16 protein-coding genes are annotated in these 16,992 nt (G+C 70.4%); 4 read left to right on the forward strand and 12 right to left on the reverse strand.

Annotation, left to right across the window (positions count from 1 at the left end; genetic code table 11):
• Position 1: 1 nt before the first annotated feature.
• Positions 2-2,824, reverse strand: a complete 2,823-nt coding sequence (locus tag H5U26_RS07100; protein WP_290618080.1) for a DUF748 domain-containing protein — start codon at positions 2,822-2,824, stop codon at positions 2-4.
• Positions 2,825-2,936: 112 nt separating this feature from the next.
• Between H5U26_RS07100 and H5U26_RS07105 the strand changes: the two genes are divergently transcribed.
• A complete protein-coding gene (locus tag H5U26_RS07105; RefSeq protein WP_290618082.1) occupies positions 2,937-3,758 on the forward strand; it encodes an NUDIX domain-containing protein in 822 nt (273 codons plus the stop codon).
• A complete protein-coding gene (locus H5U26_RS07110) occupies positions 3,755-4,633 on the forward strand; it encodes an MBL fold metallo-hydrolase (RefSeq protein WP_290618084.1) in 879 nt (292 codons plus the stop codon). The genes H5U26_RS07105 and H5U26_RS07110 overlap by 4 nt, the downstream gene beginning before the upstream one ends.
• 181 nt (positions 4,634-4,814) lie before the next feature.
• On the opposite strand, the gene ispF is transcribed toward H5U26_RS07110, so the two are convergent.
• The 11 genes from ispF to cutA all read right to left on the reverse strand — a co-directional run bounded on the left by ispF (position 4,815) and on the right by cutA (position 14,722).
• Positions 4,815-5,288, reverse strand: a complete 474-nt coding sequence (gene ispF / locus H5U26_RS07115) for a 2-C-methyl-D-erythritol 2,4-cyclodiphosphate synthase (protein ID WP_290618086.1) — start codon at positions 5,286-5,288, stop codon at positions 4,815-4,817.
• Entirely contained in the window at positions 5,288-6,031 is a 744-nt protein-coding gene (ispD, locus tag H5U26_RS07120; RefSeq protein ID WP_290618088.1) for a 2-C-methyl-D-erythritol 4-phosphate cytidylyltransferase, read from the reverse strand. Before ispD ends, ispF begins: the two co-directional genes overlap by 1 nt.
• A gap of 7 nt (positions 6,032-6,038) precedes the next feature.
• Positions 6,039-6,308, reverse strand: coding sequence for a septum formation initiator family protein (locus H5U26_RS07125; protein WP_290618090.1), 270 nt, complete (start codon positions 6,306-6,308; stop codon positions 6,039-6,041).
• Positions 6,309-6,313: 5 nt separating this feature from the next.
• Positions 6,314-7,609: a phosphopyruvate hydratase gene (gene eno / locus H5U26_RS07130; RefSeq protein ID WP_290618092.1), complete on the reverse strand. Its 1,296-nt coding sequence runs from the start codon at positions 7,607-7,609 to the stop codon at positions 6,314-6,316.
• A 7-nt stretch (positions 7,610-7,616) separates the two neighbouring features.
• Positions 7,617-8,465 carry a 3-deoxy-8-phosphooctulonate synthase gene (gene kdsA / locus H5U26_RS07135; protein ID WP_290618094.1) on the reverse strand — a complete coding sequence of 283 codons (849 nt, stop codon included), beginning with the start codon at positions 8,463-8,465 and terminating at the stop codon, positions 7,617-7,619.
• A complete protein-coding gene (locus tag H5U26_RS07140) occupies positions 8,462-10,111 on the reverse strand; it encodes a CTP synthase (RefSeq protein ID WP_290618096.1) in 1,650 nt (549 codons plus the stop codon). Before H5U26_RS07140 ends, kdsA begins: the two co-directional genes overlap by 4 nt.
• Before the next feature lie 56 nt (positions 10,112-10,167).
• Positions 10,168-12,063, reverse strand: a complete 1,896-nt coding sequence (locus H5U26_RS07145; RefSeq protein ID WP_290618098.1) for a transglutaminase domain-containing protein — start codon at positions 12,061-12,063, stop codon at positions 10,168-10,170.
• Complete coding sequence (locus H5U26_RS07150; protein ID WP_290618100.1) at positions 12,063-13,346, reverse strand: DUF58 domain-containing protein; 1,284 nt, start codon at positions 13,344-13,346, stop codon at positions 12,063-12,065. Before H5U26_RS07150 ends, H5U26_RS07145 begins: the two co-directional genes overlap by 1 nt.
• A 70-nt stretch (positions 13,347-13,416) precedes the next feature.
• Positions 13,417-13,968, reverse strand: a complete 552-nt coding sequence (locus tag H5U26_RS07155; RefSeq protein WP_290618102.1) for a TlpA disulfide reductase family protein — start codon at positions 13,966-13,968, stop codon at positions 13,417-13,419.
• A gap of 6 nt (positions 13,969-13,974) precedes the next feature.
• Complete coding sequence (locus tag H5U26_RS07160; protein WP_290618105.1) at positions 13,975-14,400, reverse strand: protein-disulfide reductase DsbD domain-containing protein; 426 nt, start codon at positions 14,398-14,400, stop codon at positions 13,975-13,977.
• Positions 14,393-14,722 carry a divalent-cation tolerance protein CutA gene (cutA, locus tag H5U26_RS07165; RefSeq protein ID WP_290618106.1) on the reverse strand — a complete coding sequence of 110 codons (330 nt, stop codon included), beginning with the start codon at positions 14,720-14,722 and terminating at the stop codon, positions 14,393-14,395. Before cutA ends, H5U26_RS07160 begins: the two co-directional genes overlap by 8 nt.
• A gap of 220 nt (positions 14,723-14,942) precedes the next feature.
• Here cutA and H5U26_RS07170 point away from each other — a divergent pair, with 220 nt between their 5' ends.
• Both H5U26_RS07170 and groL read left to right on the forward strand, forming a co-directional pair.
• A complete protein-coding gene (locus H5U26_RS07170) occupies positions 14,943-15,239 on the forward strand; it encodes a co-chaperone GroES (protein WP_290618108.1) in 297 nt (98 codons plus the stop codon).
• Positions 15,240-15,278: 39 nt separating this feature from the next.
• Complete coding sequence (groL, locus tag H5U26_RS07175) at positions 15,279-16,934, forward strand: chaperonin GroEL (RefSeq protein ID WP_290618110.1); 1,656 nt, start codon at positions 15,279-15,281, stop codon at positions 16,932-16,934.
• Positions 16,935-16,992 lie beyond the last annotated feature (58 nt).

The following is a 16,992-nucleotide window of genomic DNA, read 5'->3' on the forward strand; positions in this document are numbered from 1 at the left end:
CTCAGGAAGTCGCCAGCACCAGTTCGCTGGTGGCCGAAGGCTGCAGCGGCGCATCCTCGGCCGGCAGCACGATAGTCAGGCGCCGGACCGGCACGCCATTGTCCATCAGTGCGGCGCGGATTGCCTCGCCGCGTGCCTGCGCCAGCGCCCGCAGGGCCGCCGTATCCGGAGCCATGGCGGCCAGCAGGCGCTCACGCCCGGCGCGCGCCGCCGCGGCGCGCTGCTCGGCAGCAGTCGGCTGGGTATCGGCCGGTGCGGGCACTGCCGGCGGCTCGTTGCCGAAACGCTCTTCGTACAGCGCGATCAGGCGCTCGGTCCAGTCGGCATCGCCCTCGAACGGATCATCATCTTCACCGCCCGCCTGGCCGAGGGCCGCCCCCAGCGCCTGCTGCGCCAGGGCCCGGGCGTCGTTCTGGTCTGCCAGCGGGTGGATGTGCAGCGTGAGCTGCGGCCGCGCGATGAGGGCCTGCGCCACTTTCTGCAGGGGTTCCATCTGCGCCGCCGGCAACTGCGCGCTGCCGGGGGCGAACGCGACTGTCCGCAGGTCTTTTGCCTTGCCGCCGACCAGGCGCGCCAGCAGGGTGAAGGGTGTTTTCACCGCCTTGACCACGAGCGCCCTGATCGCCTTGCCGATCAGGGCGCCGTAGTCGAACTGCGGGTTCGAGAGATCGCCGCGCAGCGGCAGGGCGACGTCGATGACTCCGCGCGAGTCCTTGAGCACTGCCAGGGCCAGGGTCAGCGGCAGGTCGAGCGCGTCCGGACTGTCCACCCGCTCGCCCAGCACCAGACGGTTGAGGATGATTCGGTTGTTGCCGATCACCTGTGGCCCGCTTACCGTGTAATCGAGGTCCACGTCCAGCGTGCCGCGCTCGATGCGGTAGCCGGCAAACCTGCTCACGTAGGGCGTGAAGGTCGCCATCTCGACCCCGGTGAAGGACAGCTTGAACGCGGCTTCGCGCGGTACGCCGACGGTAAAGCTGCCCTCGACCGTGGCTGGCGCGTACTGGTCGATGCGACCGTTCAGCACGACGCGCGCCGGCTGCGTGGCATCACTCGCCAGGCCGTCGATGTTGCCTTTCAGCTGCTCGATGCTGACCGCGAAATGCGGCGTCAGGCTGTGGTCTTCGATGTGGAGCGTGCCGCGACTGACGCGCACCGTGTCGACTGCGAAGCGCATCGGCGCCGGCCCGGGGCCATCGTTGGTCACTGGTGAGTCGGTGACTGGCGCCACGTCGCGTGGCCCGAAGCGCGACAGGTTGCTTTGCCGGTTCTCGGTGATGACAGCCCGCAGCACTGGCCGGTTGATCCAGATCTTGCTGGACGTGACGCCCTGCGCGCTGGCCTGCAGCTGATCCACGCGCAGCGTGCGCAGCGCCAGCAGCGCCTCGTCGCGTTCGGTGTCCCACAGATCGACACGGGACAGCGTGACCTGGCCGCGGAATTCCGGCCCCGGCCCGCCGAGCGTCAGCTGTCCGGTGGCCGCTGCCGTACCGCTGCGCAAGGCGACCGGGCCGACGTCCGGCAGGTAGGGCGCCAGCGGCGGCAGGGGCAGGCCCTTGGCGGTGATTTCAAGCTCGGCCGGGCCGGCTGGCAACACCGCCTCGCCGGCCAGCCCGAAGGTGCCACCGTCCGCCAGGCTGCCGGTGAGGCTCACCGGCACCTTGTCCGGCGCGCCCAGCGCACCGATGTCGACCTGCTCCAGCGTGAGGTCCTGGTGCAGCGCCGGCTGCACCGTTTCATCGCTGATGCTCAGGCGCTGGCCGGTCAGCGCCAGGGCGCCCAGCGTGACCTGCCAGCTTGGGCCGGCGGGATCCGTTTCGTCGTTGCCGGCCTGGCGGGTCAAGTCCTGAAGGTTGATTCGTCCGTCGGCTGCCCGCGCCAGCGCCAACCAGTTGTCGCGTCCGCTGATCCGGCCCACGGACACGCGCCGGGCGGCCAGATCGAGGGCCAGTTCATCCACGGCCAGTTCGGCAATCTGCGCCAGCGGGGCGTCGCTGGCATCGGCAAGCGCGGTCTGGCGCAGGCTCATGCGACCGTCGCTGAGTCGCACCGCCCCGCCGGCAGCCAGCGATAGCGTGGCGTTGGCGTCGATTTTTCCCCCACGCGCTTTCAGGGGTAGCGCGCGTTCCAGGTAGGCCAGCGCCGGTTCGGCGTCGATGCCCTGCAATGAGAAGCGGCCGTCGAGCGCCAGCGGCGCCGGCACGAGATCGGCCTGCAGGCGCAGCGTGCCGCCGCCTGCGCGGCCCCGCAACAGCACGGGAATCGGTTCTGCGGCCTGGCTGTCGAAGCCGGCCATCGACACGACCAGATCGGTCAGGCGCAGCGCGGCCGCCGGCCGTGCACTGGCGTCGCGCACGACAAGCGCGCTGCCATCGACGTTCATCCGGTCGATGCGCAGCCGCGGCGGCGGACCGCCATCGCCGCCGCCGGCCGGCAGTTGCGGGCTGATGCCGCCGCCCTCCAGGAGACCGAGCTGCCCGCGCGCACCGCGTACCGTCAAGGCGTCAAGATGCACGCTGCGTGTCCACAGGGAGTCGACCGCAAGGTCGGCCATGGCACTGTCCACCGCCAGCAGCAGGGCGCCATCGGGATCGCTCAGGTGCAGGCCGTCGATCCGCAGCGCCAGCCGCAAAGGGTCGAAATCGAGCGCTGCCACATGGGCGGTGCCGCCGGTGGTTTCGGCGAGGGTCTGCTCGGCGTAGAGCCGGGCGCGCTCGGGCACGGCCATTGCAGCCGCCACAAGTGCGGCCAGCAACGCCAGCATGAGCAGGCAGCGCCAACGACAGCGGTGGCGCAGGTTCGCTATTGCCAGGAAGGCGCGCATGGTCCCGATCTTAAGCCGCGAAAGCGGCACGAGCGAGCCGGCCGGCCATCCGTGCGGGCCATAATGGCCGTTCAGTCAGCCTGCGCTGACCCCTCATACGGAGCAGACGACCATGACCCTTCGAGATGCCGCCACGGTGGTGCTGGTGCGCGAGGCGGGCGACGGCGCGCCGGGCTTCGATGTGTTCATGCTGCTGCGCACGGTCAAGAGCGATTTCAATGCCGGGGCTTATGTATTCCCCGGCGGCGGGGTCGACCGCAGCGACGGCGGCGCGCAGGCACAGCGTGTGTGCAGCGGGCTCGACGCCCGCCAGGCCAGCGCGCGTCTGGGCATCGCCCAAGGCGGCCTGGCGTTCTACCTGGCGGCGATTCGCGAGTGTTTCGAGGAAGCCGGCGTGCTGCTGGCGGCCGATGCCGCCGGGCAGACCTTGAGCCTGCACGAGCCGGCAACGCAGCAGCGCTTCGCGGCGTACCGGGCGGCGCTGAATGCCGGTCAGACCACGCTGGCGGCCATCTGCGAACGCGAGCACCTGCGCCTGCCGCTGGACCAGGTCCATTACTACAGCCACTGGATCACGCCCGAGGGCATGCCGCGGCGCTACGACACGCGGTTTTTCCTGTGCCGGGCGCCGCTCGGTCAGGAACCACTGCACGACGGCGAGGAAACCGTCGACCATTGCTGGGTCCGTCCGCAGGAGGCCCTGGCGCGGCACGCGGCCGGCGGCTTCAACCTGGTACCGGCCACGCGCAAGCAGCTCGAATTCCTGGCCCGGTACCCGACGGTCGATGCCCTGCTGGCGGCGGTACGCAGCATCGGGCAGGTGCCGGCGATACTGCCGCAACTGATCATCGGCGCCGACGGCAAGCCCGAGCGGGTGCGCCTGCCGCTGCCGGAAGGCGTGGAAGAAATCGACCTGCGTGGAGTGGCCCTGTGAACGCTGCCGGCAACCCCTTCGATACGCCACAGATCCGCGCCGAGTTCCCATTCGCGGCGGCCGTCGACGTGTGGCCCGGCGTGCGGCGCATCACCGCGCCCAATCCGGGCCTGATGACCGGCCCCGGCACCAATACCTATCTGGTCGGCAGCCGTCAGGTGCTGGTCATCGATCCGGCCTGCGACGCCCCGGCGCATCTGGATGCCATCAAGCGCGCCGCAGGCGATGCCATCACCGCCGTGCTGGTCACGCACGCCCACCCGGACCACGCCCCCGGCGCGCGGGAACTGGCCCGCGACTGCGGCGTGCCGGTGTACGGCAGCGGCATCGCGCTGGCCGGCGTCAGCACGCCGGGCTTCGCGCCCGACCGGGTACTGGCCGATGGCGATATCCTGCCGACCGACGCCGGTCCGCTGCGCGCCCTGCGCACACCCGGCCACGCCGCCGACCACATCTGCTACCTGCTCGAAACGCAGCGCCTGCTGTTCGCCGGCGACCATCTGATGGATGGCACCACGGTGGTGATCGCGCCGCCCGATGGCGACATGGCGGCCTATCTGGCGTCCTTGCGGCGCCTGCAGCAGGAGCCCGTCGAGCGTATCGCCCCCGGGCACGGCCGGCTCATGGAAGGCGCGCAGGCCACCGTGCAACAGGTCATCGACCACCGCCTGGCGCGCGAGGCGGCCATTCTCAAGGTGCTGGAGGGTGGGGGCGGGCGCAGCATCCCGGACCTGGTGGCCGAACTCTACGTCGGCGTCCCGAAGGCCCTGCACGCATTGGCCGAACTGTCGGTTTATGCGCATCTGATCAAGCTGGCGGCGGAAGGGCGGGTGCAGGGTGATGGCCGCGCCGCAGTGTGGCGGCGGGTCGTCTAACGAAACACGGAGGTATTCAGCTTCCCGCAGCGCCGGCACGCGCTGCCAGAATCAGTGGCTACCAGTGAGTCATCGGAGGACTGGAGCCCGGCTCGCCGGGCGATGCGTCCTCGCGTAGGGCCGGTCCGTCGTCCATCGCGCAGCGAAGCCGCTACAGCGGGTCGTGGCGGGTCGCTTCTGATCAGGCGCGCGCCAGCAGGCACACGGCGTGGGCGGCGATCGCCTCGCCGCGGCCGACCGGACCCAGGCCCTCGGTGGTGGTGGCCTTGACGCTGACGGCGTCGATGTCGAGGCCCAGATCGGCGGCGATGTTGGCGCGCATGGCGTCCCGATGCGGGGCGAGCTTGGGCCGCTGCGCCAGCACGGTGGCGTCGATGTTGACCACCGAGTAACCGGCTTCGCGTACCAGCGCAACCACGCGCCGCAAGAGCAGGCGGCTGTCTGCGCCTGCATAGGCCGGATCGGTGTCCGGAAAGTGCTGGCCGATGTCGCCCAGGGCCGCCGCGCCCAGCAGCGCGTCGGCCAGGGCGTGCAGCAGCACGTCACCATCGGAGTGCGCAATCGGGCCGTGGCTGTGGGGGATCTGGACGCCACCCAGCACCAGGGGTCGGGCGGGCGCCAGGGCGTGCAGGTCGTAGCCGTGGCCGATGCGCATCAGGTCTCCGGGGTGCTTTGGGCAGTGCGATCGAAGCGCGCTTGCGCGGCCAGCAGGCACTCGGCCAGGGGCAGGTCCTGCGCCACGGTGATCTTGATGTTGTCGCGCCGGCCGGCCAGCAGGCGCGGGCGAAAGCCTGCGCTTTCCATGGCCTGGGCCTCGTCGGTGGGTTCCTGGTCGGCAGCCAGCGCACCGGCCAGCGCCGTCCGCAGCACATCAAGCCGAAACCGCTGCGGCGTCTGCACCGTCCACAGGCCCTCGCGCGGCACGGTTTCGCGCACCCGGCCGGCGGCGTCGGCGCGCTTTACGGTGTCGGTCAGCGGCGTGGCCAGCAGGCAGCCGTGCTCCTCCAGCGGCTCGGCGCACAGGCTGTGGATGTCGCCCGCATGCAGCAGCGGGCGCACGGCGTCGTGCACCAGCACTGGCGTTTGCGGCTGCTGGCGGTCGGCCAGCCAGTCGAGTGCGGCCAGCACGGACGCGCCACGGCTGGCGCCACCGGTCACCACCTGCAGCGGTTTGGCGCAGGTGAAGCCGAGCGCCTGCCAGTACGGATCGGCCTCGCGCAGCGCCAGCACGATGCCGGCGACGCGCGGGTGTGCGGCCAGGCGTTCGAGGGTGTGCACCAGCACGGGTGCGCCGGCCAGCGGCAGGTACTGCTTGGGCAGGTCCGCGCCCATGCGCACGCCGATGCCGGCGGCGGGCACGATCGCCCAGTGGTCGGCGCTCGGCAGGGCTTCCGCCACCGGACGCCTACTCGATGACGCGGATGAAGGTCTCGCCGGGCTTGATCATGCCAAGCTCGCTGCGGGCGCGGTCTTCCACGGCAGTCACGCCGCTGCGCAGGTCCTCGACCTCGGCCGTGAGCTGCGCGTTGCGTTCGGCCAGCTGGTCGACCGCGTCGCGTTCGCGCACGACCCGGTCCTGCAGCTCGCCAAGCTCGAACAGGTTGCCGGGCGCCACCAGCAAACGGTGTTGCAGGCCGAGCATGACCAGCAACAGCGCAAGCAGGCCGGCGCGCATGGGCATCAGCGGGCGAGCGACCCGAACACGCCGGCGCCCGGATAGCGCGCCGCGGCACCCAGCTCCTGCTCGATGCGCAGCAGGCGGTTGTATTTGGCCACCCGGTCCGAGCGGGACAGCGAGCCGGTCTTGATCTGCCCGGCGCCGCTGCCGACCGCGATGTCGGCGATGGTGGTGTCCTCGGTCTCGCCCGAGCGGTGCGAGATCACCGCCGTGTAGCCGGCGCTGCGCGCCAGGCGCACGGCGTCCAGCGTTTCCGACAGCGTGCCGATCTGGTTCACCTTGATCAGGATGGAGTTGGCCACGCCGGCCGTGATGCCCTTCTGCAGCGTGGCCGGGTTGGTCACGAACAGGTCGTCGCCGACCAGCTGCACGCGCTTGCCCAGGCGCTCGGTGAGCAGCTTCCAGCCGTCCCAGTCGTCCTCGGCCTGGCCGTCCTCGATGGAGATCACCGGGTAGCGGTCGGCCAGATCGGCCAGGTACGCAACGAATTCGGCCGACGTCAGGCTGCGCTTCTCGGATTCGAGCTCGTAGCGGCCAGCCTTGTAGAACTCGCTGCTGGCCACGTCGAGCGCCAGCAGCACCTGTGTCCCGGCGGCATAGCCGGCATCGCCGATGCTGTCGAGCACCACCTTCAAGGCTTCTTCGTTCGAGGCGAGATCCGGCGCGAAGCCGCCTTCGTCGCCGACGGCGGTGTTAAGGCCCCGTGCGCGCAGGCGGCGCTTGAGGGCCTGGAAAATCTCGGCGCCGCAGCGCAGGGCTTCCGAGAAGCTCGGCATGCCGGCCGGGATGACCATGAATTCCTGCAAGTCGACGCTGTTGTCGGCATGCGCGCCGCCGTTCAGGATGTTCATCATCGGCACCGGCAGGCACATGTCGACGCCGCCGCACAGCAGGTTGATGTGCCGGTACAGCGGCAGCCCGCGCGCCGCGGCGGCCGCATGGGCGGCCGCCAGGGACACCGCCAGTGTGGCGTTGGCGCCCAGGCGCGCCTTGTTGTCGGTGCCGTCGAGTTTGAGCAGCACGTCGTCCAGGCCGCGCTGGTCGGCCGGGTCCAGGCCGCGCACCGCCGGCAGGATTTCCCGCAGCACGTTGTCGACCGCCTTGCGCACGCCCTTGCCGCCATAGCGGGCAGCGTCGCCGTCGCGCAGTTCCAGCGCTTCGCGCGAACCGGTGGAGGCGCCCGAGGGCACCGCCGCCCGGCCCAGCTGGCCGCTGTCGGTCAGGACGTCCACTTCCACGGTGGGAAAGCCGCGCGAGTCGAGGATTTCGCGGGCCTTGATATCGACGATCGTGCTCATCGGGGTCTCAGGTTGATTGCATCAGGGCCTGCTCGGCAAAACCGGCGGCCTTGACGGTGCGGTCCAGGCTGACCAGGGTTTGCAGCAGGTTTTCCATGCGGTCCAGCGGCCAGGCGTTGGGTCCGTCGGACAGCGCGCGGGCCGGGTCGGGGTGGGTTTCCATGAACAGTCCGGCCACGCCGGCGGCCACGGCGGCCCGCGCCAGCACCGGCACGAATTCGCGCTGGCCGCCGGAACGGTCGCCCTGCCCGCCGGGCAGTTGCACCGAGTGCGTGGCGTCGAACACCACCGGGCAGCCGGTTTGCCGCATCACGGCCAGGCCGCGCATGTCGACCACCAGGTTGTGGTAACCGAAGGACACGCCGCGCTCGCACACCATGACCCGGCCTTCGCCGCCGGCGGCGTTGGCCTTGGCCACCACCTGCGCCATGTCGTCCGGCGCCAGGAACTGGCCCTTCTTGATGTTGACCGGCTTGCCGCTGGCGGCGGCGGCTTCGATCAGATCGGTCTGGCGGCACAGAAAGGCCGGCGTCTGCAGCACGTCCACCACCTGCGCGGCGGCCTGCACGTCATCCGGTGTGTGCACGTCGGTCAGTACCGGCACGCCGAGCGTCTCGCGCACCTCGGCCAGGATCGCCAGGCCGGCGTCCCGGCCCGGACCGCGAAAGGACTTGCCGGAACTGCGATTGGCCTTGTCGAACGAGGCCTTGAAGATGAACGGCACGCCCAGCCGGGCGCAGATGTCCTTGAGCGTGGCGGCGGTGTCGAGCGCCAGCTGGCGGCTTTCCGCCACGCACGGCCCGGCGATCAGGAACAGCGGCCGGTCCAGGCCGACCTCGAATCCGCACAGGTTCATGCCGGCACCGGATGCGGGGCGCGCGCGGCGCGGTGGATGCGCGCCGCCTCGACGAAGCTGCCGAACAGCGGGTGGCCGTCGCGCGGGTTGGAGGTGAACTCCGGGTGGAACTGGCAGCCGATGAACCACGGGTGATCCGGCAGTTCGATGATCTCGACCAGGCCGCCCTGCTCGGAGCGGCCGGACACCACCAGACCCGCCGCCTCCAGGGCCGGCAGCAGGCGCGGGTTCACTTCGTAACGATGGCGATGGCGCTCGACGATGCGCTCCTTGCCGTAGATGCGCCGCGCCAGGGTGTCCTCGGCGAGCAGGCAGGTCTGGCCGCCCAGGCGCATGGTGCCGCCCAGGTCGGTGCCGGCGGTGCGCTGCTCGAGGCGGCCGCTTTCGTCCAGCCATTCGGTGATCAGGGCCACCACCGGCTGCGGCGTGGCCGGATCGAACTCGGTGCTGTGGGCGCCGTGCATGCCGGCGACGTTGCGTGCGAACTCGATCACCGCCACCTGCAGGCCCAGACAGATGCCCAGGTACGGGAGACCGTGCTCGCGCGCGAAGCGCACGGCGGCGATCTTGCCCTCGATGCCGCGCTCGCCAAAGCCGCCCGGCACCAGGATGGCATCCATGCCGGCCAGGCAGGCGGTGTCGTCGCTGTGCAGGGACTCGGCGTCGATGTAGTGCACGTTGACTTTCGTGCGGGTGTGGGCGGCGGCGTGATCGAGCGCCTCGTTCAGGGACTTGTAGGAATCGGCCAGGTCGATGTACTTGCCGACCAGGGCGATGTCCACCGCCGCGGTCGGGTGCTCGAAGTCGTGGATGTAGCGGTCCCAGGCGTCCAGGCGCGAGGTGCCGACCGGCAGGTCGAGGCGGCGGGCGACGAAATCGTCCAGGCCCTGATCGTGATAATGGCGCGGAATCTTGTAGATGTTGTCCAGGTCCTCGGCCGAGATCACGGCCTCGCGCGGCACGTTGGTGAACAGGGCGATCTTGCGCCGTTCTTCCTCCGGCAGCGGCTGCTCGGTGCGGCACAGCAGCACGTCCGGGCGGATGCCGATGGCCTGCAGCTCCTTGACCGAGTGCTGCGTGGGCTTGGTCTTGATCTCGCCGCTGGCGCGCAGGTACGGCACCAGCGTCAGGTGCATGTACAGCACGTCGTGGTGCGGGCGCTCCAGGCCCATCTGGCGGATGGCCTCCAGGAACGGTAGCGACTCGATGTCGCCCACCGTGCCGCCGACCTCCACCAGCGCCACGTCGGCGTCGCCGGCGCCCTCGACGATGCAGCGCTTGATCTCGTCGGTGACGTGCGGGATGACCTGCACGGTGCGCCCCAGGTACTCGCCGCGGCGCTCGTTGCGCAGCACCGCCTCGTAGACCTGGCCGGCTGTGAAGTTGTTGGCGCGGCGCATCGGCATGCGCCCGAAGCGCTCGTAGTGGCCCAGATCGAGGTCGGTCTCGGCGCCGTCGGCGGTGACGTAGACCTCGCCGTGCTGGAACGGGCTCATGGTGCCCGGGTCGACGTTCAGGTACGGATCAAGCTTCAGGAAGGTGACCTTCAGGCCACGCGACTCCAGCAGCGCGCCGATGGAGGCGGCGGCGATCCCCTTGCCCAGCGAGGAGACCACGCCACCGGTAACGAAGATGTATTTCGGCATGCGCGTCCGGGTGGCAAAAAGCGGGAAAAAAGCGCGCAAAAAGTACCAGATACGCCCTATCCGGACAATCGGCGGCGGCGCAGATCGCGCAGCGCCGCGGCCGCCGCGGTCGGCGCCGCGTCCGGCGCAAAGCGCGCGGCGGCGTACAGTTCCAGGAACCGCCGGGCGGCGGCGCGGCGCGGCGCCGACCAGCCGTCCGGCAGCCGCGCCAGGTAATCGGAAGCCGTCCACTGCGGTCGTTCCGGCAGGCCGCTGGTGCGCAGGAAGCGCCGCCACAGGCGCAGCCATTCGCGACTGTTGGCCGCCTGCGCGGCGACCCGGCGCAGGCGCCGGTACTCGCGCACGAACAGGCCGGCCAGCACCGCCAGACCCGCCAGCAGCACCGCCTGTACCTGGCCGTCGGTCAGTTCCACGCCCTGCCACCAGGCATCCAGGCGCGCCGCCAGGCGCTGCCAGGCGCGCTCCAGGGCGCCGCCACCGTAGTCGGCCACGGCCGCGCCGTAATCGAGCGGCGTCGCATCCAGCGTCTGCCAATGACCGGCCGCGTCCTGCCACTCGGCCCAGGCGTGGGCATCGCGCTCGCGCACCAGCCACAGGCCGCCGTCCAGCGGCTCGCTGACCCGATAGCCGGTCACCAGGCGCGCCGGCACGCCGTTGGCCCGCAGCGCGAGCACGGCCGCAGTGGCGTACCAGAAGCAGTGCGCCGGCTTGCGGTTGATGAAGAAATCCCGAAACGGCGCCTGCCGGTCGAGCCGGTAATTCAGGCTGTAGCGGCGGGCGCGCAGCTCGGTGCCGATGCGGCCCGCGGTCTGCGCCCGATTCGCGCCGGCCAGGCGGCCGGCCGCGGCCTGCAGCTCGGCGTCCCAGAACGCCGGCAGTGCCCGCGCCTCGGCCGCGGCCGCCGCTTCGGCCGCGGGTGGCCCGCCGGCGGCCTGCCAGCGGCGCTCGCCGCGGCCCGTGAACTGCGCCTGCAACACCCCGGCCGGGTCGCGGCTCAGGGCCGCTTCGGACAGATCGACGGTCTGCGTGCCCGGCGGCACGAAGATCAGGTTGTCGCGGCGCAGGCTGTGCGCCGCCAGCGACCAGCTGGCCGTGCCCGGCGCGAGCCGGTAGCGCTGGCCGCTGGCGGTGGTTTCGCGCGCCAGCTCCGGCTGAGCGGAATCGACGCCCTTCCACTCGTAACCGGCATCCAGCGTCAGCAGGCGGTTGCCGACCAAATACGGTGGCGGCGTGCCACTAGTGACCCACAGGCGCAGCACCGGCCGCCGCGCCGGGCGCAGAAAGCCGTCCGCCCGCAGCCGGGCCAGCGGCGCAAAGCCGGTCTCGCCACGCGGCGCCGGCAGGGCGCTGAACAGGGCGCCCAGCAGGGGCCGCTGCGCAGCGTGCAGGACCGGTTCCGCCAGCGGCAACAGCGCCAGCACCGGCACCAGCCACGCGGCGCGCAGCAGCGCCCGCCCGCCCAGCCGCGACACCATCGGCGCCAGCACCGCGGCCGCCGCGCCGATCCACGGCAGCGCCAGCGTGAGGCCGGCCGGCGGGATCCGGCGCGGGATCAGCAGCGCCAGAATCACCACCGCCACCACCAGCGTGTCGGTGGCCGGATCGCCGGCCTTGCCGGCGGGCGCCGGCGGCCTGGCGACCAGCAGCCACAGCAGCAATGCGACGCCGGCCAGGCACAGGCCGCCGAACACCGCAAAATCCGCCGCCCAGGAGTCCACCGGCGCCCAGTCCGCCAGCCCCAGATAGCCGAGCAGGCCACCGCTGACGAAGCTGATGAAGGCCAGTCCCGGCGTCGGCGCCAGCGGCCGCTGCCAGCCGAACCAGGCCGGCAGCGGCGCCAGCAATGCCAAGGCCCCGAACAGCAGCGCCGGCGCGGTCCACTGCATGGAAACCAGCACGTGCGCCCCGGCCGCCGCCACGGCGATGGCCAGCAATACATCCACGGCGCGCATCAGGCGGCCAGCTCGTGGTTGCCCGGCCCGGGCGGCAGCGCCCGGCCCGCGCGCCCGGCCAGGCGAAACACCAGCACCAGATGGCCGGCGGCCCGCCAGGCGGCGACCTGCGCGGTGATCGTGTCGGTCGCGTCCTCGGTCACCAGCAGATGCAAAAGGCCGGCTTCGGGCAGGCTCGCCGGCAGATGCGTCTGGCGCGCCGGTGGGCAGGTCGCCACGGCGCGGTGCAGGGCGGCCTCGTCGTCAATCGGCTGCCAGTCCGCGCCCAGCGCCAGTGCGTTCAGCGCCAGCGCCTCGGCCCGCGCGTGGGCCACCAGCTCCAGCACCAGCGCCAGGCGTCTGTCGAGCGCGGCCGCATCGCGCGGCCGCCGCTGCCAGGGTGCGAAACCGGCCACCGCCGTGTCGCAGCAGATGGCGATGCCGTCGGCGTGCAGCTCGCTGCCGCCGCGAAACACCCGCGACATCAGCTCACCCCGCCGCGCGCTGGCACGATGGTCCAGGCGCGTCGACGGATCGCCGATCTGATACGGACGGGTGTAGGCGTACTCGAGCGCCCCGGCATGACGGGCCGCGTGCACACCGGTCCTGAGGCAGCGCGTCGCCAGCTCGCGCAGCGGCGGCAGGCTCACCGGCAGCGGCGGCGGCAGCACCGCCAGCTCCAGCGGCAGCGCGGCGCCGACCGTGCTGCGGGTCAGGAACAAGGGAAAGAAGCTGTGCACGGCCAGACCAGGCAAACGCAGCAGGCCGCGCGCGCGGGGAATTACGACCGTCTCGCACACGCGGCTTTCGCCGGCCTCCAGCCGCTCGATCAGGGCACTGCGGGACGGCGCCACCGGCCGCCAGCCCGGTCCGCGCCACTCGCGCAACATCAGCTCGCGCGCCGGGCGGTGGCCCGTGTTGGTCAGGCGCACCTGGCCGCGACACGGCTGCCCGGCAACGGCGACCTCATGGTTCAGGCGCACCAGGTGCAGGCGCGGGCGCCATACCCGTCCTACGGCGGCGCTCAGGGCGAGCAGCGACAGGCCCGCCGCGGCAAGGCTCAGGTCGAAGCCCGGGTTGCTGCGCCGGGCCAGCAACAGCAGCAGGATGCTCGCCAGCAAAACCGCCAGGCCGCTGGCGGTCAGACCGTCGCGCAGCGCGCGCAGCGGCGCCCGCCAGCCGCCGCGCCGCTCGGTCAGGCGCGGCGGCTGGCGCAGTTCGAGCAGCCAGCGGGTCATCCGCCACAGGTGCCAGGCCAGCGGCTCCTGCGGCACGCGCAGCGGGCGGTCGGCAAATTCCTTCATGTCAGCCCGTCAGGCATCGTCGTCCCGCAGGAGCCCGGCCGTGCCGGGCGATCAATCGCGCGGCACTTGCTCAGTCGGCCGGAGCCTGCACGGCGCCGGCCGTGTTCAGCCATTTTTCCAGATCCTGCGGATCGGCCCGGCCTTCCAGTCGGGCCAGTACCTTGCCGTCGGCGCCGATCAGCACCGTGTACGGCAGCACGCCTGCGGTATTGCCCAGCCGGCGGGCGATGTCCATGGCCTCCAGGTCGCCGACCAGGCTCGGGTAGTTCAGCTTCAGGCGCGTGGCCAGTTCCCGAGCCGGCGCGGCCTGTTCGACCGCCACGCCCAGGAACTGCACGCCGCGGTTGCCATGGCGGTTCTGCAGGTCGATGAAATCCGGCATTTCCTCAAGGCACGGTCCGCACCAGCTGGCCCAGAAATTCAGTACCACCGTCTTGCCGGCGAACTCGGACAGTCGGCGCGGCTGGCCGTCGAGGTCTGGCAGGGAGAAGTCCTCCACCACCGCGCCATCGGTAATCGCTTCCAGTGCCGGTCCCGGCAGCAGAAACGTGCGCAGCGCCATGCCGGCGGCCAAGGCCACGAGCAGCAGTGCGGCAATGCCAAGCCGGCGACGCAGACTCATCGGCAATCACTCCGGAAGTTGCAGCTGCACGCTGACCGGCGCGTAGCACAGCCGATCCTGCGCGCAGCCCTGGTAGCGCAGGCCGACGGCCGCGCCCGGGCGGGCGGGAATGGGGAGGTGAATGTTCTGGTCGCCGCGCAGGACCGCCACGCGGCCGAACTCGGGATCTTCATAGATATCGCCCGGCGGTAGCTGGGCATGCAGCGGCGCGCCGGTGGCGTCGGTCAGTTGCAGACGGTCGCGGTACAGGTAATGACCGGGCGCGATGCGAAACTGCACCTGCAGCCTGCCGTCGGCGCCGGCCACCAGTTGCGGCGCAAAGGCCTGTTGCGGGCTCAGGACGGCGGGCTTGTCGCCCAGCAGGTCGGCCAGGTCGGCCGTGGCAGCAGGCACCAGCAGGCAGCCGGCCAGCAGCGCCAGAGCCCTACCCACCCCGCGCGTCCAGCCAGGCCAGATATGCCGGATTGCCGGCCAGCACCGGCAGCGCCAGCAGCTCCGGCACTTCATAAGGATGCAGCTCCAGCAGCCGGCGTTCGAGCGCCGGGTAGTCGTCGGCGCGAGCCTTGATCAGCAGCAGGCATTCGTCGGTCCTTTCCAGTTGTCCCTGCCATCGATACACGGAGCGGGCACCCGGCAACAGCGTGACACAGGCAGCCAGGCCTTCTTCGACCAGCGTGTCGGCGATTCGTGCGGCACTGGTGCCATCGGCACAGGCCGACAGCACCAGGCGATAGGGCAGAACATCGGTGGTCATGCCGGCTCAGGCCTTGGCGCCCAGGCCTTGCCCAGACCCTTGCAAAGCGCTCTCCAAGGCCCCATCTGGTCCGGGTGAGCGGTGCGCCCCCTTGACGCGAGGGGCGTTGCGCCTATCATTTGGCACTCTCGGCACGAGAGTGCTAATGCACCCCGGCAGCCCGTTCCTGAAACGTGCGGGTCCGGCTGGATTTTTTCGCAGTTCATTACCGGAGGCATGAATGAACATTCGTCCCCTTCACGACCGCGTCGTGATCCGTCGCATGGAAGAGGAACGCAAGAGCGCGGGCGGCATTGTACTGCCCGACTCGGCGACCGAAAAACCGATCCTGGGCGAAGTGCTCGCGGTCGGCCCGGGCAAGATGCTGGACAACGGCGAAGTGCGCAAGTTGCAGGTCAAGGTCGGCGACAAGGTGCTGTTCGGCAAGTACGCCGGTACCGAGGTCAAGCTCGGCCTGAGCGACAAGGAAGTCCTCGTGATGCGCGAGGACGATCTGATGGGCGTCGTCGAAGACTGAGCCCCGTTCACACCCAACCATTCACTGAGGAATTGAACAATGGCTGCTAAACAGGTGCATTTCGGGTCCGATGCCCGCACCGCCATGATGCGGGGTGTCAACACCCTGGCCAACGCCGTCAAGGTCACCCTGGGTCCAAAGGGCCGCAACGCGGTGCTGGAGAAGTCCTTCGGCGCGCCGACCATCACCAAGGATGGCGTGTCCGTGGCCAAGGAAATCGAGCTGGCCGACAAGCTCGAGAACATGGGTGCGCAGATGGTGAAAGAGGTGGCTTCGCACACCTCCGACGAGGCCGGTGACGGCACCACCACCGCCACCGTGCTGGCGCAGTCGATCGCCGTCGAGGGCATGAAGGCGGTTGCCGCCGGCATGAACCCGATGGACCTGAAGCGCGGTCTGGACAAGGCCGTTACCGCTGCGGTCGAGGAAATCAAGAAGCTGGCCAAGCCCTGCACGGACCGCAAGTCGATCGCCCAGGTCGGCACGATTTCGGCCAACTCCGACACCTCGGTCGGCGAGATCATCGCCGAGGCCATGGACAAGGTCGGCAAGGAAGGCGTGATCACGGTTGAGGAAGGCCAGAGCCTGGAGAACCAGCTGGAGCTGGTCGAGGGTATGCAGTTCGACCGCGGTTACCTGTCGCCTTACTTCATCAACAACCAGCAGTCCATGAACGTGGAGCTGGATAACCCGTTGATCCTGCTGTACGACAAGAAAATCTCCAACATCCGCGAGATGCTGCCGGTGCTGGAAGCGGTCGCCAAGTCCGGCCGCTCGCTGCTGGTGGTGGCCGAGGACGTCGAGGGCGAGGCCCTGGCCACGCTGGTGGTCAACAACATCCGCGGCATCGTCAAGGTGTGTGCGGTCAAGGCGCCGGGCTTCGGTGATCGTCGCAAGGCGATGCTCGAGGACATGGCCATCCTGACCGGCGGCACTGTCATTGCCGAGGAGACCGGCATGACCCTGGAGAAGGCCACCCTGGAAGACCTGGGTCAGGCCAAGAAGGTGCAGATCGACAAGGACAACACCACCATCATCGACGGCGCCGGCAAGGCCGAGGACATCCAGGCGCGCATCAAGCAGATCAACCGTCAGATCGAGGACACCACCTCCGACTACGACAAGGAAAAGCTGCAGGAGCGCGCGGCCAAGCTGTCCGGCGGCGTGGCGGTGATCAAGGTCGGTGCCTCCACCGAAGTCGAGATGAAGGAAAAGAAGGCGCGCGTCGAGGACGCCCTGCACGCGACCCGTGCGGCGGTGGAAGAAGGCGTGGTGCCCGGCGGTGGCGTGGCGCTGGTGCGCGCGGCGGCCAAGATCAAGGACCTGAAGGGCATCAACGAAGACCAGAACGTCGGCGTGCGCATCGCCCTGCGCGCCATGGACGAGCCGCTGCGCCAGATCGTCGCCAACGCCGGTGACGAGCCGTCGGTGATTCTGGACAAGGTGCGCTCGGGCGCGGACGCCAATTTCGGCTACAACGCCGGCAGCGGCGAGTACGGTGACATGGTTGCCATGGGCATCCTGGACCCGGCCAAGGTGACGCGCGTGGCCCTGCAGAACGCAGCCTCCATCGCCGGCCTGCTGATCACCACCGAAGTTGCGGTGGCGGAAGTACCGGAGAAGAAGGAAGCCGGCGGCGGCATGCCGGGCGGCATGGGCGGCATGGGTGGCATGGGCGGCATGGACATGATGTAAGGTCCGCCGACCTGTACCCGACGAGGCGCTGAATACGTCAGCGTTCCTGTTCGAAGAA

The sequence above is a fragment of the Immundisolibacter sp. genome, from assembly GCF_014359565.1.
GTDB lineage: Bacteria > Pseudomonadota > Gammaproteobacteria > Immundisolibacterales > Immundisolibacteraceae > Immundisolibacter.